General features: G+C 61.1%; 20 protein-coding genes. 9 read left to right on the top strand and 11 right to left on the bottom strand.

Annotated elements, in window-relative coordinates; genetic code table 11:
- The first annotated feature begins 16 nt into the window (after window positions 1–16).
- Genes LHAB_RS07415 through LHAB_RS07400 form a run of 4 tightly spaced genes read left to right on the top strand, consistent with a single transcriptional unit; the run spans window position 17 to window position 5134 of the window.
- Window positions 17–1189, top strand: coding sequence for an acyl-CoA dehydrogenase family protein (locus LHAB_RS07415; protein WP_090045091.1), 1173 nt, complete (start codon window positions 17–19; stop codon window positions 1187–1189).
- Window positions 1186–1995 carry an enoyl-CoA hydratase/isomerase family protein gene (locus LHAB_RS07410; protein WP_090045089.1) on the top strand — a complete coding sequence of 270 codons (810 nt, stop codon included), beginning with the start codon at window positions 1186–1188 and terminating at the stop codon, window positions 1993–1995. The genes LHAB_RS07415 and LHAB_RS07410 overlap by 4 nt, the downstream gene beginning before the upstream one ends.
- Window positions 1992–3968: an ATP-binding protein gene (locus tag LHAB_RS07405; RefSeq protein WP_194943120.1), complete on the top strand. Its 1977-nt coding sequence runs from the start codon at window positions 1992–1994 to the stop codon at window positions 3966–3968. Before LHAB_RS07410 ends, LHAB_RS07405 begins: the two co-directional genes overlap by 4 nt.
- Window positions 3965–5134 (top strand): acyl-CoA dehydrogenase family protein, encoded by a 1170-nt coding sequence (locus tag LHAB_RS07400; RefSeq protein WP_090045087.1) that lies wholly within the window; start codon window positions 3965–3967, stop codon window positions 5132–5134. The genes LHAB_RS07405 and LHAB_RS07400 overlap by 4 nt, the downstream gene beginning before the upstream one ends.
- A gap of 69 nt (window positions 5135–5203) precedes the next feature.
- Here LHAB_RS07400 and LHAB_RS07395 read toward each other — a convergent pair whose 3' ends face one another.
- Window positions 5204–5491, bottom strand: a complete 288-nt coding sequence (locus LHAB_RS07395) for a TFIIB-type zinc ribbon-containing protein (RefSeq protein ID WP_090047776.1) — start codon at window positions 5489–5491, stop codon at window positions 5204–5206.
- A gap of 211 nt (window positions 5492–5702) precedes the next feature.
- Here LHAB_RS07395 and LHAB_RS07390 point away from each other — a divergent pair, with 211 nt between their 5' ends.
- Window positions 5703–6596, top strand: coding sequence for a LysR family transcriptional regulator (locus tag LHAB_RS07390; protein ID WP_090045086.1), 894 nt, complete (start codon window positions 5703–5705; stop codon window positions 6594–6596).
- Between the two features lie 73 nt (window positions 6597–6669).
- On the opposite strand, the gene LHAB_RS07385 is transcribed toward LHAB_RS07390, so the two are convergent.
- A complete protein-coding gene (locus LHAB_RS07385) occupies window positions 6670–7617 on the bottom strand; it encodes a TerC family protein (protein WP_090045084.1) in 948 nt (315 codons plus the stop codon).
- A gap of 286 nt (window positions 7618–7903) precedes the next feature.
- Between LHAB_RS07385 and LHAB_RS07380 the strand changes: the two genes are divergently transcribed.
- On the top strand, window positions 7904–8365 hold the full coding sequence (locus tag LHAB_RS07380) for a DUF2062 domain-containing protein (RefSeq protein ID WP_228763378.1): 462 nt from the start codon (window positions 7904–7906) through the stop codon (window positions 8363–8365).
- A 99-nt stretch (window positions 8366–8464) separates the two neighbouring features.
- Here LHAB_RS07380 and LHAB_RS07375 read toward each other — a convergent pair whose 3' ends face one another.
- From LHAB_RS07375 to LHAB_RS07350, 6 genes are read right to left on the bottom strand one after another with little or no spacing between them, the layout of a single operon-like run.
- Window positions 8465–9634, bottom strand: a complete 1170-nt coding sequence (locus LHAB_RS07375) for an ABC transporter substrate-binding protein (RefSeq protein WP_090045083.1) — start codon at window positions 9632–9634, stop codon at window positions 8465–8467.
- A 37-nt stretch (window positions 9635–9671) separates the two neighbouring features.
- Entirely contained in the window at window positions 9672–11528 is a 1857-nt protein-coding gene (locus tag LHAB_RS07370) for an AMP-dependent synthetase/ligase (protein WP_090045081.1), read from the bottom strand.
- A gap of 3 nt (window positions 11529–11531) precedes the next feature.
- Window positions 11532–12350 (bottom strand): ABC transporter ATP-binding protein, encoded by an 819-nt coding sequence (locus LHAB_RS07365; RefSeq protein WP_090045080.1) that lies wholly within the window; start codon window positions 12348–12350, stop codon window positions 11532–11534.
- A complete protein-coding gene (locus tag LHAB_RS07360; RefSeq protein ID WP_090045078.1) occupies window positions 12347–13180 on the bottom strand; it encodes an ABC transporter ATP-binding protein in 834 nt (277 codons plus the stop codon). Before LHAB_RS07360 ends, LHAB_RS07365 begins: the two co-directional genes overlap by 4 nt.
- On the bottom strand, window positions 13177–14253 hold the full coding sequence (locus LHAB_RS07355; RefSeq protein ID WP_090045076.1) for a branched-chain amino acid ABC transporter permease: 1077 nt from the start codon (window positions 14251–14253) through the stop codon (window positions 13177–13179). The genes LHAB_RS07360 and LHAB_RS07355 overlap by 4 nt, the downstream gene beginning before the upstream one ends.
- A gap of 9 nt (window positions 14254–14262) precedes the next feature.
- Window positions 14263–15138: a branched-chain amino acid ABC transporter permease gene (locus tag LHAB_RS07350; protein ID WP_090047775.1), complete on the bottom strand. Its 876-nt coding sequence runs from the start codon at window positions 15136–15138 to the stop codon at window positions 14263–14265.
- Between the two features lie 172 nt (window positions 15139–15310).
- On the opposite strand from LHAB_RS07350, the gene LHAB_RS07345 reads away from it, so the two are divergent.
- Window positions 15311–16702: an acyclic terpene utilization AtuA family protein gene (locus tag LHAB_RS07345; RefSeq protein ID WP_090045075.1), complete on the top strand. Its 1392-nt coding sequence runs from the start codon at window positions 15311–15313 to the stop codon at window positions 16700–16702.
- Window positions 16699–17094: an AtuA-related protein gene (locus LHAB_RS07340; protein WP_090045073.1), complete on the top strand. Its 396-nt coding sequence runs from the start codon at window positions 16699–16701 to the stop codon at window positions 17092–17094. Before LHAB_RS07345 ends, LHAB_RS07340 begins: the two co-directional genes overlap by 4 nt.
- A 15-nt stretch (window positions 17095–17109) precedes the next feature.
- Here LHAB_RS07340 and pcaF read toward each other — a convergent pair whose 3' ends face one another.
- Window positions 17110–18312: a 3-oxoadipyl-CoA thiolase gene (gene pcaF / locus LHAB_RS07335; protein ID WP_090045071.1), complete on the bottom strand. Its 1203-nt coding sequence runs from the start codon at window positions 18310–18312 to the stop codon at window positions 17110–17112.
- A gap of 311 nt (window positions 18313–18623) precedes the next feature.
- On the opposite strand from pcaF, the gene LHAB_RS07330 reads away from it, so the two are divergent.
- Window positions 18624–19058 (top strand): DUF1841 family protein, encoded by a 435-nt coding sequence (locus tag LHAB_RS07330; protein ID WP_194943210.1) that lies wholly within the window; start codon window positions 18624–18626, stop codon window positions 19056–19058.
- Here the strand turns inward: LHAB_RS07330 and LHAB_RS07325 are convergent, their stop codons facing one another.
- The gene (locus LHAB_RS07325; RefSeq protein ID WP_090045067.1) at window positions 19059–19724 is read right to left on the bottom strand and encodes a lytic transglycosylase domain-containing protein; all 666 of its coding nucleotides are present in this window, start codon (window positions 19722–19724) and stop codon (window positions 19059–19061) included.
- 12 nt (window positions 19725–19736) lie between these two features.
- A complete protein-coding gene (locus tag LHAB_RS07320; RefSeq protein ID WP_090045066.1) occupies window positions 19737–21482 on the bottom strand; it encodes a proline--tRNA ligase in 1746 nt (581 codons plus the stop codon).
- Between the last annotated feature and the right edge of the window lie 31 nt (window positions 21483–21513).

The following is a 21513-nucleotide window of genomic DNA, read 5'->3' as shown; positions in this document are numbered from 1 at the left end:
CAACGGAGACAAAACCATGCAATACACCCACGAGCACCGCGAAATTCAAAATACGCTCAAGCGTTTCATTGAAGCCGAGATCAACCCCCATGTGGACGAATGGGAGGCGGCCGAAATTTTCCCGGCGCATGAAGTGTTCAAAAAGATGGGGGACTTGGGCCTTTTGGGCCTGACCAAGCCCGAGGCCTATGGCGGCGCGGGCCTGGACTACTCCTACAGCATGGCCATGGCCGAAGCGCTGGGCCACATCGACTGCGGCGGCATCCCCATGGCCATTGGCGTGCAAACCGACATGGCCACACCGGCGCTGGCGCGTTTTGGCAGCGACGAATTGCGCGCGCAATTTCTGGCCCCGGCGATTGCAGGCGACATGGTGGGCTGCATCGGCGTGAGCGAGCCCGGTGCGGGCAGCGATGTGGCCGGCATCAAGTCGGTGGCCCGCAAGGACGGTGACGACTACGTGATCAGCGGCCAGAAGATGTGGATCACCAACAGCCTGCAAGCCGACTGGATGTGCATGCTGGTCAACACCGGCGAGGGGCCCATCCATAAAAACAAAAGCCTGGTCATGGTGCCCATGCGCGAAAACGGCAAGCTGCTGCCTGGCATCGAGGTGGGCAAAAAGATCAAAAAAATCGGCATGAACAGCAGCGACACCGGGCTGATTTATTTCGATGAAGTGCGCGTGCCGCAGCGCTACCGCATCGGGGCCGAGGGCCAGGGCTTCATCTACCAAATGCAACAGTTCCAGGAGGAGCGCCTGTGGTGCGCCGCCAGCACGCTGCAGTCGCTGACCCACTGCATCCAGTGGACGGTGGATTGGGCGCAAGAGCGCAAGCTGTTTGGCAGCACACTGGCCGACCAGCAGTGGGTACAGTTCAAGCTGGCCGAACTCAAGGCAGAGGTCGAATGCCTGCGCGCCCTGACCTACCAGGCCTGCGAACACTACATTGCAGGCGAAGACGTGACCGAGTGGGCCACCATGGCCAAGCTCAAAGCGGGCCGCCTGAACCGCACCGTGCCCGACACCTGCCTGCAGTTCTGGGGGGGCATGGGCTTCACCTGGGAAAACAAGGTCTCGCGCATGTACCGCGACGGCCGTCTGGCCTCGATCGGCGGCGGCGCTGACGAAGTGATGTTGGGCATCCTGTCCAAGATGATGGGCATTGCCAAGCGACCACAAGCATGAGCACTGCGCCGCTTTTGATCGACCGCCAAGGGCCGGTGGAAACCTGGACCCTCCACGACCCAACCTCGCGCAACGCCCTGAACGACGCCATGGTGGACGGCTTGCACAGCGCCTGTGTGCGGGCCGCACAAGACACGACGCTGCGCATCGTGGTGCTGACGGGCGCAGGCGGCGCCTTTTGCGCGGGCGGCAGTTTGGGCGGCTTTGCCAAGCTGATCGGCCAGCCACTGCCTGCCGGACAGACCGACCCGCTGCTGGCCATGAACCGGGGCTTTGGTGACCTGCTGCACGCCCTCTCTAATCTGCCCCAGCTGCTGGTGTGCCGTGTCGATGGTGCGGCCATGGGTGGCGGCTTTGGCCTGGTGTGCTGCGCCGACCATGTGGTGGCCACCACGCGCTCGGTGCTGGGCACGCCCGAAGTCACGCTGGGCCTGCCGCCTGCGCAAATTGCGCCTTTGGTGTGGCAGCGCCTGGGCGAGAGCGCGGCGCGCCAATGCCTGCTGCAAGGCCTGAGCTACACCGCAGCGCAAGCGCTGCAAGTGGGCTTGGTGAACGAAGTCATCCAAGAGGACAGCGATGAAGCTTGGCAAACAACGCTGACGCGCCTCATGCGCGCTGCCCCCGCTGCGGTGGCCAGCACCAAAGCGCTGCTGCGGCAACTGCGGGGGCCGGTGCCCGACTTGCGCGATGCCGCAGCACAAGCGTTTGCCAGCGGTCTGCGCAGCGGCGAAGCAGCGCAAGGCCTGGCCGCCTTTGCACGCAAACAGCCAGCCCCATGGGCTCTTTCCGGCAAGGAGCCTGAATGACCGCCACTTTGCCCCCCCGCATCACCCGCCTGCTGATCGCCAACCGGGGCGAGATCGCCCGCCGCGTGGTCCGAACAGCCCGCCACATGGGCATCCAGACGGTAGCCGTTTATTCCGACGCCGACCGCGATGCCTTGCATGTGCTGGAAGCCGACACCGCGGTCGCTTTGGGCGGCAGCTTGTCGGCCGACTCGTATCTGCGCATCGACAAACTGCTGCAAGCCGCACGCGACAGCGGTGCGGATGCGGTGCACCCGGGCTATGGTTTTTTGAGCGAGAACGCCGACTTTGCGCAGGCGGTGATCGACGCGGGCCTCAACTGGGTCGGACCGCCACCTGCGGCCATCCGGGCGCTGGGCAGCAAGTCGGCGGCCAAAGCGCTGGCACGCCAACACGGTGTGCCCTGTCTGCCGGGCTACTTTGGCGCTGACCAGAGTGACACCACCTTCACCGCACAAGCGCAGCAGCTGGGCTTGCCGCTCATGGTGAAAGCGGTAGCCGGGGGTGGCGGGCGCGGCATGCGCCTGGTGACCGACATGGCGCAGCTGCTGCCCGCGCTGCACAGCGCCCGCTCGGAAGCGCTGGCCGGTTTTGGCCACGGTGAATTGCTGATGGAGCGCGCCTTGCTTCGCCCCCGCCACATCGAGGTGCAAATCATGGCCGACAGCCACGGCCACTGCATCCACCTGGGTGAGCGCGACTGCTCGGTGCAGCGCCGCCACCAAAAGATCATCGAAGAATCGCCCAGCCCCGCGGTGAGTGCCGCGCTGCGCGAGCAACTGGGACAAGCGGCCATTGCGCTCGCACAATCGGCGGGCTATGTGGGCGCAGGGACCGTGGAGTTTTTGCTGGACGAAGCACTGCCGGACAAACCGTTTTATCTGATGGAGATGAACACCCGCTTGCAGGTGGAGCACCCGGTGACCGAAATGCTCACCGGCTTGGACCTGGTGGCGTGGCAGCTGCGCATTTCACGCGGCGAGCCGCTGCCCCTGGCGCAGGCCGATGTGCGCCTGCATGGGCACGCCATCGAGGTGCGGCTGTGCGCCGAAGACGAGCACTTCACCCCGCAAACCGGCACGGTGCAGGCTTTTGTCGCGCCCGAAGGCTTGCGCTTTGACCATGCCCTGCACACGGGCGCGGTGGTCACGCCCCATTACGACGCCATGCTGGGCAAGCTGATCGCCCACGCGCCCACACGCCTGGAAGCCATCGACCGCCTGGGTGCTGGCCTGAACCAAACTGCTGTGCTGGGCTTGCCCACCAACCGGGCATTTTTGGCGGCTTGCTTGCAGCACCCGGTGTTCCGCGCGGGCGAGGCTTTGATTCCGTTTTTGGCCGAACACGCCGATGCGGTGCGCCAAAACCTGCAAGCCACGGGCGATGCACGCACCGTGGCCGTACTGACCGTGCTGTACGCCCAGCAAGCACCCGCCGCCACGATGCCCAGTCCGTTCACACGCCCAGTGCGCATGGTCTTGGGCGATGAAGTCGTGTCACTGAACCTGCAGGAGCTGGGGCAAGGGCAAGTGCGCATTGAAACCCAAGATGCCACTGACCACGCCCACGTGCAGGATCAAGGCGAGCTGCAGCACATCGCGCTCAACGGTCGCCACTGGCAAGCTCGCGCTGTGGCATGCATGGGCACAACCAAGCGCTGGCATGTGCAGCTGCAAGGCCCTGCATGTTGGGAGCTGTGGCTCACCGACCAAAGCCACAGCCCCCCCCTCACAGAAGCCAGCGCCCAAGCCGCGCAGTCTTTGCGCGCGCCCTTCAACGGCAAGCTGATCGCGCTGCATGTTCAAGAAGGGCAATCGGTCAAGCAAGGCGATGCCGTGCTGGTCATCGAGTCGATGAAGCTCGAACACATTTTGTGCGCCCCCCGCAATGCGGTGGTGCGCAACCTCTCAGCCAGCGTGGGTCAGCAAGTGGGCCCCGGCCAGGTGCTGGTGCAATGGAAGGACCCTGCATGAGCACCGCTGGATTCACCACCGATTTCACCGCAGAAGATCTGCAAAGCCTGCAGGCCACGGTGGAGCGTTTTGCCAAACAAGCCATTGCCCCGCATGTACCCGCCTGGGAAGAAGCCGGTCAGTTTGACCGATCGCTTTACACCCAAGCCGCACAGCTGGGCTTGCTGGGTCTGGGCTATCCCGAACACCTGGGCGGCACGCCAGCACCCTGGCGTGCGCGTAACCTGCTGTCACAAACTTTGGCGCGATACGGCGGCAGCGGTGGCGTGATGGCCAGCCTGTTTTCGCTCAACATCGGTTTACCGCCAGTCATGGCGCATGGCACTACCGAGCTGCAGGCCGAAGTGGTGCCGCCTGTGTTGCGCGGCGAGCGCATCGCGGCGCTGGCCATCACCGAGCCCGGCGGCGGCTCCGACGTGGCCGGCCTGCGCACCACGGCGCGTGCCGATGGTGCGGACTACGTGATCGATGGCGAAAAAGTCTTCATCACCTCGGGCCTGCGCGCCGACTGGATCACGCTGGCCGTGCGCACCAACCCGGCCAGCAAAGGGGCAAGCGGCATCTCGATGGTGGTGGTGCCCGGCGACACACCCGGCATCTCGCGCACGCGCCTGCACAAGATGGGCTGGCACAGCTCGGACACCGCACAACTGCGCTTTGACGGCGTGCGCGTGCCCCAGCGTTACCGGCTGGGTGACGAAGGCGCGGGTTTCAAGATGATCATGGGCAACTTCAACGGCGAGCGCCTGGCCATGTCGGCCATGGCACTGGGTTTTGCTGAGGCTTGTTTTGACGAAGCGCTGGACTGGGCACGCCAACGCCAGACCTTTGGCGCGGCCTTGATCGAGCGGCAAGCGATCCGCCACAAACTGATAGACATGCAGATGCGCATCTTGTCCACCCAAGCCTGGGTGGATGCGGTCACCCGGCAAGCCGATGCGGGCCAGACTGGCGCCGAGTGGGTGGCACAGGTGTGCCTACTCAAAAACCACGCCACCCAAACCATGCAGTTTTGCGCGGATGCCGCGGTGCAAATGCTGGGCGGCATGGGCTTCATGCGCGGCACCGTGAGCGAGCGGGTTTACCGTGAAGTGAAAGTGATGATGATCGGCGGCGGGGCCGAAGAGATCATGAAAGAGCTGGCGGCCAAACAACTGGGCATTTGAACGCTTGGGTCTTCATGGCAGGCCCAAGCGCTGACTGACTGAAAAGCTTGCAGAGAGTGGCCAGAAAGCTCAGTCAAAAATTTCATGCAGCCAGGACTTTTTGCGTTGGTAGTGATCCCGGTCACCCTGGCCATAACGCCCATCGCCATAGCCTTGTGGACGAGGCATAGGTGGTGCTGGCTGGGCAAGTTGTTGTGGCGCAGCGGCCAAGGGGGCGGCAGCCGCAGCACGGTCGAGCAGTTTGTCCAGCTCGCCACGGTCCAGCCAGATCCCCCGGCAAGCCGGACAGTAATCGATCTCAACGCCTTGGCGCTCGGCCATGACAAGAGGGGTATCGGTGCACACAGGGCATTTCATAATGATTCCTTTGAATTTGGACAAGCGCAGCATGGGGGTCAAACCTTCTTCCAATTCACGGCACCCTTTGGCAAGGCATTCGCGATGGCCGCTGTTGGAATCCATTGACCAAAACTCATGGGGTGCAGTTCAACTCTGCGCAGACTTTAAGGTCGCGATGAATCTTGTAAAAGCAGATAATGGCTGATCAATCCTCTTAAAAAATCTGCTCATGCGAACCACCTTCAACTACAAGCACCTGTATTACTTTTGGGTCGTGGCCAAGGAAGGTGGCATCACCCGGGCGGCCGACAAGCTCGACATGGCCGTGCAAACGGTGAGTGCCCAGGTGCGAGAGCTGGAGCGGTCTTTGGGCTATGCCTTGCTCAAACCCGCAGGTCGAGGCTTGGTGCTGACCGATGCCGGGCTGGCGGCCATGCAGCAAGCCGACCAGATTTTTCAGCTGGGCGAAAACCTGCCTTCCTTGGTGCGCGACGCGGTCAGTTCACCCACCGTTCGGCTGGCCGCAGGCATCTCGGACGGCCTGCCCAAACTGGTGGTTCGCCGCCTCATGCAACCGGTGATGGGTGAGCCGCATCTGCGTTTGCTCTGCCACGAGGGTGAATTCGACGACCTGCTGGGTGACCTGGCACTGCACCGCCTGGACGTGGTCCTGTCGGACCGCCCTGCGCCGGGCAACGCCAACATCAAGCTTTACAACCATGCACTGGGCGCATCCCCTGTGTCTTGGTATGGCACGGCCGCGCTGGTCAAGTCGGCCAAGAAGAAGTTTCCGGCCAGCCTGGCCGAGGTGCCGGTGCTGCTGCCCACCGGCCACACCGCTGTGCGCGCCCGGCTGGACCACTGGTTTGAACAGCACGGCATCCGCCCGCGCATCGTGGGCGAGTTCGAAGACAGCGCCTTGCTCAAGACCTTTGGCGAAAGTGGCATGGGCGTGTTCCCAGCCGCCGAGTGGATGCACGACGAGTTGCTGGCGCACTACGATGTGCAGCGCCTGGGGCCTTGCGAAGGGGTGAAGGAAAATTTCTTCGCCATCGGGACCGAAAAGAAAGTCCAGCACCCACTGGTGCAACGCCTCTTGCAGGCCAGCGTCGCGGCCCATTGAGTCACTGAAGTTTCAGACATGAAAAAGCCCCCAGAGCTTGTGACCCTGGAGGCTTCTTCAAGAGCGCAACGCGTCAGGCTTTGGCCGAGCGCACGCTCAGCAGCATGGTCGCGGCCAAGATGCCAACCACCACACCCAAGGAAACACCCACTGGAATCTTGAACACATCGATCAGGCACATCTTGGTGCCGATGAAGACCAGGATCACGGCCAGCCCGTAATTGAGCAAATGGAACTTGTTGGCCACCGCCGCCAGCAAGAAGTACATGGCACGCAGACCCAAGATCGCGAACACGTTGCTGGTCAACACGATGAACGGGTCCGAAGTGATCGCAAAAATCGCTGGGATTGAATCGACCGCAAAGATCACATCGGTCAAGGCGATCAGGCAGATCACCATGAACAGCGGGGTCGCGATCTTCTTGCCGTTTTCGACCGTCCAGAAATTCTCACCGTCGTAGTTCTTGCTCACAGGCAAGACCTTGCGCAGCAGCTTGAGCGCCGGGTTGTCATCGAGATCCGGCTCTTTGCCAGCAGCCCACCACATCTTGACGCCGGTGAGGATCAGGAAAGCACCGAACACATACAGCACCCAATGGAACTCGGCCAGCAACCACCCCCCCACCAAAATCATGATGGTGCGCAGCACGATGGCACCGATGATGCCGATCATGAGCACTCGCTTTTGGAAATGTGTGGGAACAGCAAAATAAGTGAAGATCATCAGGAAGACAAAAATGTTGTCCACCGCCAGTGACTTTTCAATCAAGTAACCCGTCAGAAACTCCAGCGACTTGGTGTTGGCCATCTCCACCGAACCGGTGGTGTCCTTGATGGCCCACCAGAACAAACCATTGAACAAAAAGCTCAGCGCAATCCAGATCAGCGACCAATTGAGCGCCTCCTTGACCCCGATGTCGTGGGAACCTTGCTTTTTGAGCACGACAAAATCCACGAACAACGACACCAAAACGATGGCCACAAAGGTGGCCCAGAGCCACAGGGGGGCAACGGTTTCCATGAAATACCTCTTTGTTATTGAAGACACTCATCATCCGAATCGACCCGTCTAGCGGCGTCACCCATGACCGACGCCGATGGACCGGAAGGTTCTTTTGAAGGCCTCTATTTTTACTGAATAAAACGATAATTCATTCTCAAAAAAAAGGAATATCAGACTGATTTTCCTTGCTGTTTCCTGAAGCCGCACATGGGCAACATGCCTCCATCAAACCATTGGACACGCCATGCCTGTCTTCCGCTCCTTTTGGGCTTCGCTGAAAAAAGCATGACCTACCCGCGAATCCTTGGCCCAACACACTGGCTTACGCCCGGTGGCATACCACCTGCTGCAGCCCCATCTGTGGCGGCTCCAGCATGAATCGGTGGCACGTGGGGTGGCCATTGGCACCTTTTGGGCGTTCGTGATTCCTCTGGGTCAGACTTTTGTCGCAGCAGCCCACTGCACCTGGTGGCGTGGCAACATCCCAGCGGCAGCGGTCATGACCCTGTTGACCAACCCTCTGACTTTCGGTTTTTGGCTGTGGCTGGCCTACCCGGTCGGAAACCTGTTCTTGGGCGAGACCTTTTCCGCACCTGACTTGCCCGATTCAAGCTGGGCCAACAGTCTGCAAGAAGTGGGTGGCCCGGTGTTGTTGGGCATGGGTATTTTTGGTGTGGGCGGCGGCGCTCTGGCTTATGTATTGGTGAAACTCGGCTGGCGCCTGCGCGTGGCAGTCAGACGCCATCGCTCCAACTCGGGCGGTTGACAGCCCATTTGAGACAGCTTGTTTGAGGGTTGACTGGCCAAAAAAAACCGCCAGGCCCTTGGGGGTGCTGGCGGTTATTTCAAGCAGCGCTTGCTGGTTTTACTTCTTGTCGCTGAAGTAGCCCGAGGTCACTTTCCAGCGGCCATCGGTGATTTGCGACATGCGCGAGGCATTGCTGCCCAGTCGCTTGGTGGCGGTGAAGGTCATTTCGCCTGTGCCAAAAATATCGGGCGGAATCACCATGGTGTCCATGGCCTTGATGATGCTTTCGGTGGTCACGTTGTTGCCGGATTTCTCCACCGCGCGCAAGAACGAGTCAATGGCGTTGTAACCGTAAACCGAGAAAACGGTTGGATCTTCGTTGAACTTGGTCTTGTACTTGTTGGCCCAGAAACGGATGGGCTGTGCGGCCTCGTCCAGATAGGGGTGCTGGGTCGACATGGTGGAATAAAAGCCATTCATGGCAGGGCCGCCCAACTTGTGGATCAAGTCGGTGTAAGACGCGCTCGAGCCCAAGAAGGTCGGGTTGAAACCCAAGCGACGCGCTGTGGCGATGCCGCCAATGGTTTCGCGGATGATGGTGCCCATGACCACGAAGTCGCACTTGGACGAGGCCAGTTTTTGCATCTGCGATGCAAAGTCGGTCGCGCCACGTTTGTAGGTGGTGACTTCGGCAAACTGCATGCCCATGGTCTTCAGACCCGCTTCGGCACCACGGAACACTTCCAGGCCGAATTCATCGTCCTGGTGCATGGCGCAGATTTGCTTGGCGTTCTTTTCCTTGACCAAGATGGGCAATCCCAGACGCATCTGGTCGTAGTAGGTGGCGGCAAACGAGTACTTGAGCTTGTGGAAGGGCTCGTACATTTCACGCGCGGCCGTGACCGGGAAGAAATTGATCACGTTCTTCTGGAACTGCACCGGCATGGCGGCCATGTTTTGCGCTGTGCCGATGTGGCCGATCATGGCGAAAATCTTGTCTTGGTTGACCAGCTTTTGCGCGGCCAGCACGGCGCGGCGAGGGTCATAGGCCGAGTCTTCGACCAGCAGCTTGAACTTGCGGCCGTTGATGCCGCCTTGCTCGTTGGCTTCGTCCACACGCAGCATCATGCCCAAGCGCACCTGCTTGCCAAAGCCGGCCAGCGGGCCCGACAAATCCTGGATGGAGCCGAGCGTGATCTCGGTTTTGGACACGCCTTGCGTCTGGGCCATGGCCGCGCCAGCGGTCAGGGCCATCGCAGCGGCGATGAGGCTGAGTTTGATTTTCATGTTGCAAGTCTCCTGTTGTAGAAATGGGTGGGTTCAATCATCGGTACATCGCCTCGATCTGGGGCGCGTATTTGTTCTCGACCAATTTGCGCTTGAGCTTCATGGTCGGGGTCAGCTCTTCGTCTTCGGCCGTCAGCTGCGTGTCGAGCAGCCAGAATTTCTTGATCTGCTCCACGCGGGCAAACTTCTTGTTGACCCGGTCCACTTCGGCCTGGATCAAACCCTGAACCTCGGCGCTGTGCGTCAAGCTGGCGTAGTTGGAGAAGGGCACGTCGTTGTCCTGGGCGTATTTCTCCACGTTTTCCTGGTCGATCATGACAATCACGGTCAAATAAGGTCGCTTGTCGCCGATCACCACCGCATCGGTGACGTAAGGCGAGAATTTCAGTTCGTTTTCCAATTCGCTGGGGGTGATGTTTTTACCACCAGCCGTGATGATGATGTCTTTCATCCGGTCCGTGATGCGGAAAAACCCTTCCTCGTCCACCACACCCACGTCGCCCGTGTGCAGCCAGCCGTCGGCATCGATGGTCTCAGCTGTTTTTTCAGGCAGATTCAGGTAACCCATGAACACATTGGGGCCGCGCACCAGAATTTCACCGGTCACCGGGTCCAGACGCATCTCGTTGTATTCGGCGGCCGGGCCAATGGAGCCGGGCTTGATCCGGTCGGCGGGCACGCCGGTGGCAGCGCCGCAGGTCTCTGTCATGCCCCAGACCTCGAGCATGGGCAAGCCCAAGGCCAAATACCAACGCACCAAATCGGGGGAAATGGGCGCCGCGCCCGTGACCAAAAAGCGAGCGCGGTGGATACCGATCATCTTGCGCACATTGTTCAGTGCCAACAGGCGCGCCACATGAAAGCGCAGCTTCAGGCTGGCGGGCACCGGCTTTTTCGCCAGCACCAAATCGGCCACCTGCTGGCCCACGCCAATCGCCCAGCCATACACCGCTTGCTGCAAGCCACCCGCTTCCTTGAGCGCGATCATCACGCCAGAATAAAACTTTTCCCACACACGGGGCACAGCGGTGAACACGGTGGGCGCGATTTCGCGCACGTTTTCAGGCACCGTCTCGGGGTTCTCAACAAAGTTGAGTTTGGCGCCGGTGTACATCGAGAAATACTCTCCCCCCATGCGTTCGGCAATGTGGCACAGCGGCAAGAAACACATGCACTCGTCGCGCTCGTCACGGGCGATCAGGGTGTTGTAGCCGCGCACGGTGTAGACCAGTCCATGGTGGCTGTGCATGCCGCCCTTGGGTTTGCCGGTGGTGCCCGAGGTGTAAACCAGAATGGCCAAGTCTTCCGGTTTGCAAGCCGCGCTGCGCTGCGGGAGCATGTCGGGGTGTTGCTGGGCGTGCTCGCGGCCCAGAGCTTGGAGCTGTTGCAGGCTGATGACCATCGGGTCGTGGAAGTCGCGCAAACCGTCCATGTCGAACACAACGATTTTTTGCAACAAGGGCAAGCCATCGCGCACGGCCAAGGCCTTGTCGAGCTGCTCGTCATCCTCGACAAACAGCACGCGGGTGCCCGAGTCTGCGCACAGGTAATGCACCTGCTCGGCCGCGTCGGTCGGGTAGATGCCGTTGGACACACCGCCCGCGCTCAGTACGGCCAAGTCGCACAGCACCCACTCGATGTTGGTGTTGGACAAAATAGAGGCGGTGTGCCGCGCCTCAAAGCCCAGCGCCATCAAGCCGTGGCCGATCTCACGCACGGCCTGGGCGGTTTCGTTCCAGGTCCAGCTGCGCCAGATGCCCAGGTCTTTTTGGCGCATCCAGACATTGGGGCCGCGTGCGGCCACTGCGTTCCAGAAAATGGCGGGAATGGTCTCGCCCGCCATGACGCTGTTTTTTTGCGGCGCAATGCCGGAGGTGTCCCAGAGTTGGCTCATGTCTTATCTCCAGGTTTTCTTCTTTTTCCAGCGGCGGTCGGCACGCACGCCTTCTTCCTTCATGCCCAAGTAGAACTCCTTGATGTCGTCCTTTTCACGCAAACGGGCGCAGCTGTCTTCCATCACGATGCGGCCGTTTTCCAACACATAACCGTAGTCCGAGGCATTGAGCGCCATGTTGGCGTTTTGTTCGACCAGCAAAATGGTGGTGCCGCGCTCGCGGTTGATGCGCACCACGATTTCAAAAATCTCTTTGGTCAGTTTCGGGGACAGGCCCAAGCTGGGTTCATCCAGCAAGATCAAGTCCGGATTGGCCATGAGTGCGCGACTGATCGCCAGCATCTGCTGCTGACCGCCCGAGAGCAAGCCAGCGTCCTGCGCGGCCCGCTCGCGCAGGATGGGGAAATAGTTGTAAACCGCTTCCATGTCGCGGGCCACGCCATCGCGGTCCTTGCGGGTGAAGGCCCCCATGAGCAAGTTGTCACGGATGGACAGCAGCGGGAACACCTCCCGGCCTTCGGGCACATGCATCAGGCCGCGTTGCACGATGATGGCCGGGTCTTGCGCGGTGATGCTCTGGCCTTTGAACTCGATCGAGCCCTTGCGCGGGTCGATGATGCCGCTGATGGTCTTGAGGATGGTGGTCTTGCCCGCGCCATTGGAGCCGAGCACGGTGGCAATTTCGCCGCGCCGCACCTGCAGGCTCACGCCGCGGATCGCCTTGATCGGACCGTAGGCGCTTTCCACGTTGAGCAGTTTGAGCATCAAGTCATCAGCAACGGGCTCAGCAGCCGCGTTCAGGGTGGGGTTGGCTGCGCTCATGCGGCACCTCCGGGCACGTGGTTTTCGCGGCGCAGACTGGACACATCGTCCACCGAGCCCAGATAGGCCTCGATCACACCCGGGTCGCTTTGCACCTGGCTGGGCGTGCCGGTGGCGAGTTCTTCGCCCTGGCTCATGGCCAGCACACGGTCCGACACTTTGGAGACCAGACTCATGTCGTGCTCGACCATGAGCACGGTGATGCCCAGCTCGTTTTTGATGTCCGAGATCCAGAACGCCATGTCTTCGGTTTCCTCGACGTTCAGACCCGAGGAGGGCTCGTCCAGCAGCAGCAACTTGGGCTCGGTGCACAAGGCCCGCGCCAGCTCGACCACTTTGCGCACACCATAGGGCAGGCCCGCCACCATCGAGTCGCGGTGGTGTTGCAGGTCCAGAAAATCAATGACCTCTTCGACCTTTTCACGTGCCTCGATTTCAGCCGCACGGGTTTTGCCGCTGAAAAACATCTCGCTCCAAACCCCCGTCTTGCGGTGCGTGTGGCGGCCAATCAGCAGGTTTTGCAGCACGGTGGCGTGCTCGAACAATTCAATGTTCTGAAAGGTGCGGGCAATGCCCAGGCTCGCGATCTGGTGCGGCTGCTGGTCGGTCAGGCGCAGCGTGCCTTGTGGCCCGGCGTAATCGATCACACCCGTGGTGGGCGTGTAGATGCGGCTGATGAGGTTGAACACGGTGGTCTTGCCAGCGCCGTTCGGGCCGATCAGGGTGAAGACCTCGCCGCGCTTGACGTCGAAGCTGACCTTGTTGACGGCCAACACGCCACCAAAGCGCACGCTGAGGTCTTGTGCGGATAAAAGGATGTCTGCGTTCATTTCAGGCGGTCCGACTTCTGGAACGATTTCTGGCGCTTGAACAGGCCACGGCGGTAAAACGGGAACAACTGGAACCAGGTGCGCACCTTGAGCCAGCGGCCATACAGACCCATGGGCTCGAACAACACAAAGGCAATCAGCACCATGCCGTACACCGTTCCCTGCAAGCCGGCGGCGCCCCCGATGGCAGCTGGCAAAAAGTCTTTGCCCAGGGCGATGAGTTGCGGCATCACGATCAGGAAAATGGCGCCCAAGAAGGCCCCATGAATCGAGCCCAGGCCACCAATCACCACCATCAAAAGCAAGTCAATCGACTGGATGATGCTGAATTGCTCGGGCGAGAGGAACTGGATTTTGTGCGCATACAAGGCGCCGCCAATGCCCGCCAGCGCGGCCGACAAGGCGAACGACAAGGTCTTGTAACGCGCCAGGTGGATGCCCATGCTTTGCGCCGATATTTCGGAGTCGCGGATGGCCACAAAGGCGCGCCCGGTGGACGAACGCAGCAAGTTGACGATGGCCAACGTGGCCCCCACCGTCACCAACAGGCACAGGAAGTAAAACTCTTCGGTGCTGTCCAGGGTCCAACCGCCCAGCTTCGGGTAGCTGACCATCAGGCCCGCATTGCCGCCCGTGACGCTTTCCCAGCGGGCCATGCCCTCTTCAACGATGAACCCAAACGCCAGCGTGGCCATGCCGAGATAAATGCCTTTGACCCGCAGCGCCGGCAGGCCCACGATCACGCCCGCGATGGCCGAGAACACACCTGCACAAACCAGCGCCAGCGGAAAGGGCACGCCCGCATTGACCATCACGGCCTGGGTGTAAGCCCCCACGCCCAAAAATGCGGCATGGCCCAGCGAGAACAGGCCGGTAAAACCCGCCAGCAGCATCAAGCCCAGGCCGACCACCGCGTAGATCAAAACAAAGGTCAACTGCGCCAGCCAGTATTCGGGCACAGCCCAGGGTGCGACCACCAAAAAGGCGGCCAGCAAGCTGTACCAGAACACATGGCCGCCATGTTTGGCCAGGGTGATGTCCTGGTTGTATTCGGTTTTGAAAATGAAACGCATGCCGGAGCCTCAGACTTTCTTGCGCAGTTGCTCGCCGAACAAGCCATTGGGCTTGAGCACCAGCATGAGCAACACCACGATGTAGGGCGCGATGTCCTTGAAGCCTTCGGGCAGATAAAAACCCGAAAGCGACTCGACGATGCCGATCACGAGACCGCCCACGATGGCACCGGGCAAACTGCCAAACCCCCCTACCACCGCAGCGGGAAAGGCTTTGAGGCCAATGAAGCCCATGTTGGCGTGCACAAAGGTGATGGGCGCCAAAAGCAGACCGGCTACCGCGGCCACACCGGCTGCCAGACCCCAGACCAGACCGTTGATGCGCTTGACCGGGATGCCCATGTAATAAGCGGCCAACTGGTTTTGCGAGGCCGCCTGCATGGCGATGCCCAGCTTGCTGTACTTGAACATGGCAAACAGGCCCAGGCACAGGATGCCCGTGGCGCCGATCACCACCATTTGCTCGGCCGCAATCACCAGACCACCCAAGCGCAGGACCTCGCCCGCATAGGGCACTGGCATGGTGTGGGTGTCGGTGCCCACGTCAGGGATCATGGTGATCAGCCCGCGCAACACATAACCGACACCGATGGTCAGCATGACGATGGAAAAAGCCGGTTGCCCGAGGATGGGGCGAATGACCAAGCGCTCGACCAACACGCCAAAAATACCCATGGCCACGATGGCCGCTGGCACCGCCATCCAGAAAGGAAAGCCCAGCAGCGTCATGGCAGCCAGGCCCGAAAAAGCCCCCACCATCATCAAGTCGCCCTGGGCAAAGCTCACCGTTTCGGTGGCCTTGTAAATCAGCACGAAACCCAGGGCAATGAGTCCGTAAATACAACCCTGGGCCACACCGCTGATCAGCAGTTGCAGCAATTGCACGCCTGTCTCCTCTTGGTTCTTTCTGGCCGAGTTCACTGGGCTTGGCCGGGCACTGTTTTGGCACCGGACAAAGCATTTGCGAACGACCGTGCGATTGTGCATGTCTTACACGAGACTTTCCCTAGGGGTTGTCCCCCATTCGAAGTCACACGCAAGACTTCAATATCCCTTCATGACAAATGCCATACGCATCGGTTCCGGGCTCGGGTTTTACGGGGACAACTGGGAGCCCGTGGTCGCCAGCATAGAGCGCGGCGATGTGCAATTCATCGCCAGCGACCACCTGGCCGAATTGACACTGGCCATCCTGCAAAAAGACCGCCAACGCGACCCGACCCTGGGTTATGCCCGCGATGTCTTGCCCATGCTTTTGCGCCTGTGGCCCCTGATGCAAGCACGTGGCGTGCGTTTTGTGTGCAACGCAGGCGGCCTGAACCCCATGGGCGCGGCGCAAGCGCTGCGCAAGGCTTTGGCTGGCGCAGGCTGGCACCCGCGCATCGCTGTGGTTGGCGGCGACGATGTGCTGGCCCAGCTGCAAGAGCCCCACGTGCGCTTTGACCACATGATGAACGGCGCGGACGTGGCCAGCGTGCGGGAACGCCTGGTCTTTGGCAACGCCTATCTGGGCGCACAGCCGATTGTGGATGCACTGGATCAGGGCGCCGACATCGTGATCACCGGGCGCGTGGCCGATGCCGCGCTGTTTTTGGGGCCGCTGGTGCACGCCCTGGGCTGGAAGCTCGCAGATGCGAGCACACCCGAAGACTTTCACCGCTTGGCACAGGGCCTGACGGTGGGGCATTTGCTCGAGTGCTCGGGCCAGGGCAGCGGCGGCAATTTCGGTAGCCAGGGCCACTGGCAAAACATCCCGGACTTGGCGCACATCGGCTACCCCATTGCCGAGGTTTGGCCGGACGGCACGGCCTTCATCACCAAAGCACCAGACACCGGCGGCTTGGTCAACTTCGACACCGTGCGCCAGCAACTGCTGTACGAGGTGCACAACCCCCATGCCTATTTTTCGCCCGATGTGGTGCTCGACATGGGGCAGATTGAACTGACCGATGAGGGCGACCACCGCGTGCGTTTGACGGGCGCACAAGGCAGCCCGCCGACCCACCAACTCAAGGTGGTGGCGGGCTTCAAAGACGGCTTCAAAGCCGATGTCACTTGGGGCTTTTCTTGGCCCGATGCCTGGGACAAAGTGCAAGCGGCCGAGGCGATCATTCGCAGCCAGCTGCGTGAACGCAACATCCCTTTTGATGAATTGTTGGTGGAATACCCGGGCTTGAACTCGGCACACGGCGCCTTGGCCCCTTTGCCCCCCCCTGCCGAACTCAATGAACGGCATGAAATTTGGGTGCGCATGGTGTTGCGCACGCCCAGCAAAGCCGCTGCCGATGGCTTTGGCAGGCTGTTTCCCTGGATGGCACTGAGCGGCCCGGCCTACACCTGCGGATTTCAGGGCATGAACCACAGCAGCGAGTTGCTCGGCATTTGGCCCACGCTGATCGATCGGCACCTGGTCAAAGCACACATTGAACTGCTGGAGGCCCAAGCATGAACACCACTGTGCGCATTGCGCTGGTGCAACTGGCCCACGCCCGCAGCGGCGACAAAGCCGACTGGGTGGACTTTGGCCTGTTTGCCTGGAACGAATCGGGCTACCGCATCCTGGAGCGCGAAGTCACCGCCGCCAAAGTGCAAGCGCACTTTGCGCCCTGGCTCCCCGGTCAGGTGGATGCTTGGGCGCTGCCCAACATCCTAGCCATGAAGTTCGTCCTGCATGGCGCACTGCAAGGCGGCGGTGCGCGCAACCTGCGACTGGACAATTTGGGCAAAGCCATGGGCGCTGCCCTGCTGCGCATGGAAATTGACGTCCACCCTGATGAACTCGAGCAGGCACAAAAAAGCCCCCGCAGGGGCTGGTGGCCAGAGGCTTCACCCCGGACTTGATCCGGGGTCCATACCTCAAACCCGCTCGATGATCAGCGCAATGCCCTGGCCCACGCCGATGCACATGGTGCACAAGGCATAACGACCGGCCGTTTGCTGCAAGCGGTTGATGGCGGTGGTGGCCAAGCGGGCACCGGATGCGCCCAGCGGATGACCCAAGGCAATCGCACCGCCCCAAGCGTTCACGCGGGCATCGTCGTCTTTGAGGCCCAGCATGCGCATCACGGCCAAGCCTTGCGCGGCAAAGGCTTCGTTCAACTCGATCACGTCCATGTGGTCGATGGTCAAACCGGTTTGGGCCAGCACTTTCAGCGTGGCAGGCGCGGGGCCAATGCCCATGACACGCGGGGCGACACCGGCAGTGGCCATGCCCACGATGCGGGCTTTGGGTATGAGGCCGTTTTTGGCGGCGGTGGCTTCGTCGGCCAGCAGCAAGGCGCAAGCGCCATCGTTCACCCCCGAAGCGTTGCCCGCGGTGACGGTGCCGTCAGGGCGCACCACGCCTTTGAGCTTGGCCAGTGCTTCCAAGCTGGTTTCACGCGGGTGCTCGTCGGTGTCCACAATGATCGCGTCCCCCTTCTTTTGGGGAATGCTCACACCCACAATTTCGCGGGCCAGGTGACCGGCTTGGATGGCGGCCACCGCACGCAACTGGCTGTTGTAGGCCATCAGGTCTTGCGCTTCGCGTTCGATCTTGTAGTCGGTCGCGACGTTTTCAGCAGTTTCAGGCATCGAATCCACTCCGTATTGGGCTTTCATCAGCTTGTTGACAAAACGCCAGCCAATGGTGGTGTCGTACACCGCGTTGTTGCGGCTGAAAGCGCTCTCGGCTTTGGGCATCACAAACGGCGCGCGGCTCATGCTTTCCACGCCGCCCGCAATCATCAAACCGGCTTCGCCCGCCTTGATGGCACGCGCTGCGGTGCCAATGGCATCCAAACCTGAGCCGCACAGGCGGTTGATGGTCGCACCGGGCACGTCGATCGGCAAACCGGCCAGCAAGCTGCTCATGTGGGCGACGTTGCGGTTGTCTTCACCGGCCTGGTTGGCGCAGCCGTACAGCACATCGGTCACCGCGGCCCAGTCCACTTTGGGGTTGCGGGCCATCAGGGCGCGCAAAGGCACCGCGCCCAGGTCGTCGGTGCGCACGCTGCTCAAGGCACCGCCGTAACGGCCAAAAGGGGTGCGGATGGCGTCGCAAATGTAGGCTTGGTTCATGTTTTAAGGCTCCAGATGAAAGTTTTATGCATTTTATTGCATGTTTTGTGCATGGGTTGAAATCATTCTAGGGGTTTAACCCGTCTGTAGAGGGCATGGCCCTGCCCGCACTCAGAGGCGCTTCGCTTTGCCACATCGTGCGAACAGGGCCATGCCCTCTACAGACTCGGTGCTCGCTGACCCCTGCCATCATGCCTGCGATGGGGCCATGGGGATGGGGCGATGTGGCAAAGCGAAGCGCCTCTGAGCCCGAGCCCCATGGCACCATCGCTGGCTACCCCATGCAGACATGAAGGACAATCCACCCCATGCTGATCCAACCATCACAAGCCGATGTCCGGCGCTTTTTTTGCGGCGTCTATGCCAAGGCCAAAACCGCAGCCCCTTTGGAGCCGATGGAAATGCTGGTGAGCCAATGGATTGAGGAACACCCGGAATACCACGCCGAACTGGCCGATGTGGAGGCGGCACTGGCCAACATGCACACAGCCGACCCCAACAGAGAGAACCCTTTTTTGCACCTGTCGATGCACCTGTCGATCAGCGAACAATGCAGCATCGACCAACCCCGTGGCATCCGCCAAGCGGTGGAATTGCTGACCCACAGGCTCAACTCCCTGCACGATGCCCACCACCAGGGCATGGACTGCTTGGGTCGCATGGTGCACGAGAGTCAGCGTTCGGGTCGCATGCCCGATGGCGAGGCTTACATCGCCTGCGTGCAACGTCACGCCACGCAAGACTGATCAGTCCACCGCGTGCAACCAGCGCCGCTGAGCCAGCTGCACCGCGTCCGGATAAACGGCTTGCCCACGGGAGCCGTTGTAACGCCCTAGGCCCATGAACAGATCACCGCCCTCGCGGTCAAGGTAATGCCGCAAGATCACGCAACCAAATCTCATATTGGTTTGCATGTGAAACAAACGGCTTGCATCGCCATCCCCGATCGAACGGGTCCAAAAAGGCATCACCTGCATGTAGCCCCGTGCACCTGCTGTGGAAACCGCATGCTTGCGAAAAGCGCTTTCAACTTGGATCAGACCCAGCACCAACGACAGTGACAATCCGGCTCGACGGGCTTCGTACCAGAGTGTTTGCAGGAACTCTTGCCGCTCCGTGGGGTCACGTTTGAACCGCCCCAGAAGGCGGCCCATGTCGCCCTGCCAGTTGGCATAGGCTTGCTGTTCGGCCGGAGTCACCAGCACTGGCTCGGGCGGTGCCGCATTGGCCACTGCAGCGCTCAGGGCGGTGCGCACGGCATGCGACAAGCGCTCCTCCAGCTGTGCCCCCGCGTGCACTGGCTGGACGATCAAAGCGCCGAAACCGCTGCCGATGACCGCAGCCTTTGCCAAGCACCCTAAAGCCTCGCGGCGTGAGCGCCCTTCAGACGGCTGGGGAATGAACGGCGTCATGCCCCAAGCACATCAAGCGGCCATGCGGGAATGGATGTGGGTCAGAACGTCCGACACCGCCACTTTGGTCGCTTCGGCATCGCGGCGGTGCTGGTACTCGACCTGGCCGTCCTTGAGGCCCTTGTCGCCAATCGTGACGCGGTGCGGTACGCCGATCAGTTCCCAGTCGGCAAACATGGCACCCGGGCGCTCGCCCCGGTCGTCCAGGATCACATCCACACCGTCGGCCAATAGAGCGCTGTAAATGCGCTCAGCTTCTGCCTTGACCGCGTCGCTGCGGTCCATGCCGATGGGGCAAATCACCACCGTGAACGGGGCAATCGCGTCCGGCCAGATGATGCCGCGCTCATCGTGGTTTTGCTCGATGGCCGCAGCGGGCAGGCGCGTCACGCCAATGCCGTAGCAACCCATCTCTAAAAACTGGGGCTTGCCGGTTTCGTCCAAGAAGGTGGCGTTCATGGCTTTGGAATATTTGGTGCCCAGATAGAACACATGGCCCACTTCGATGCCGCGCTCGATCGCCAGCTCGCCCTGGCCGTCGGGCGACTTGTCACCCGCGACCACATTGCGGATGTCGGCCACCAAAGCGGGCTCGGGCAGGTCACGGCCCCAATTGACCCCCGTGATGTGGAAGTCTTCTTCGTTGGCGCCACAGATCCAGTTGGCCATCACGGCCACGTCGCGGTCGACCACGAGGTGGACCGGTTTCTTCAGATTCAGGGGGCCCAGGTAACCCGGCTTGCAGCCAAAGTGATCCTCGATTTCGGACAAGGTGGCAAAGCGGAAACCGCCTTCCATGCCGGGCAGCTTGCCCACTTTGACTTCGTTCATGTCGTGGTCGCCGCGCAGCAACAAGAGCCAGACTTGCGATTTCACGATCTCGCCTTGCTCGTTCAGGCTGTCGGTGGCCAACACCAAGGACTTGACGGTGGTGGACAGGGGCACGCTCAGCAAGGCGGCAACGTCCTCGCAAGTGCTTTTTCCGGGCGTGGCGGTCTTTGTCATCGCCTGCGCGGCCGCAGCACGGGCTTGGCTCGGTGCAAGTGCCTCGGCTTTTTCGATGTTGGCCGCGTAGTTGCTGGTGGGGCAATACACGATGGCGTCTTCGCCCGTGGCGGCGATCACCTGGAACTCTTCGCTCAGGTCGCCACCAATGGCCCCGCTGTCGGCTGCCACGGCGCGGTAAGTCAGGCCAAAACGGTCAAAAATGCGGCGGTAGGCGGCCGCCATCACCTGGTAGCTGGCCTTGGCGCTGGCCACGTCCCGGTCGAAGCTGTAGGCGTCTTTCATGGTGAATTCACGCCCGCGCATCAGGCCAAAGCGGGGGCGACGCTCGTCGCGGAACTTGGTCTGGATCTGGTATAAATTCTTGGGCAGCTGTTTGTAACTGCGCACTTCCTGGCGCACCACGTCCGTCACCACCTCCTCACTGGTGGGCTGGATCACAAAGTCGCGGCCATGGCGGTCCTTGATGCGCAGCAACTCGGGGCCCATCTTGTCAAAGCGCCCGGTTTCTTGCCAGAGCTCGGCCGGCTGCACCACGGGCATGGTCATTTCGATGGCGCCAGCGCGGTTCATTTCCTCACGCACGATGGCCTCGACCTTGCGGATCACGCGCAAGCCCATGGGCATGTAGTTGTAGATGCCCGCGCCCAGTTTCTTGATCAGGCCCGCCCGGGTCATCAACTTGTGGCTGACCACTTCAGCATCGGCTGGGGCTTCTTTGAGGGTGGAAATGAGAAATTGGGAGGCTTTCATCGCGGCGGGCTAATTCAGACAAGGGGATCAG

Source organism: Limnohabitans sp. 2KL-27, from assembly GCF_001269345.1.
Taxonomy (GTDB): Bacteria; Pseudomonadota; Gammaproteobacteria; order Burkholderiales; family Burkholderiaceae_C; genus Limnohabitans_A.
This window is presented reverse-complemented; position numbering and strand designations above follow the sequence as displayed.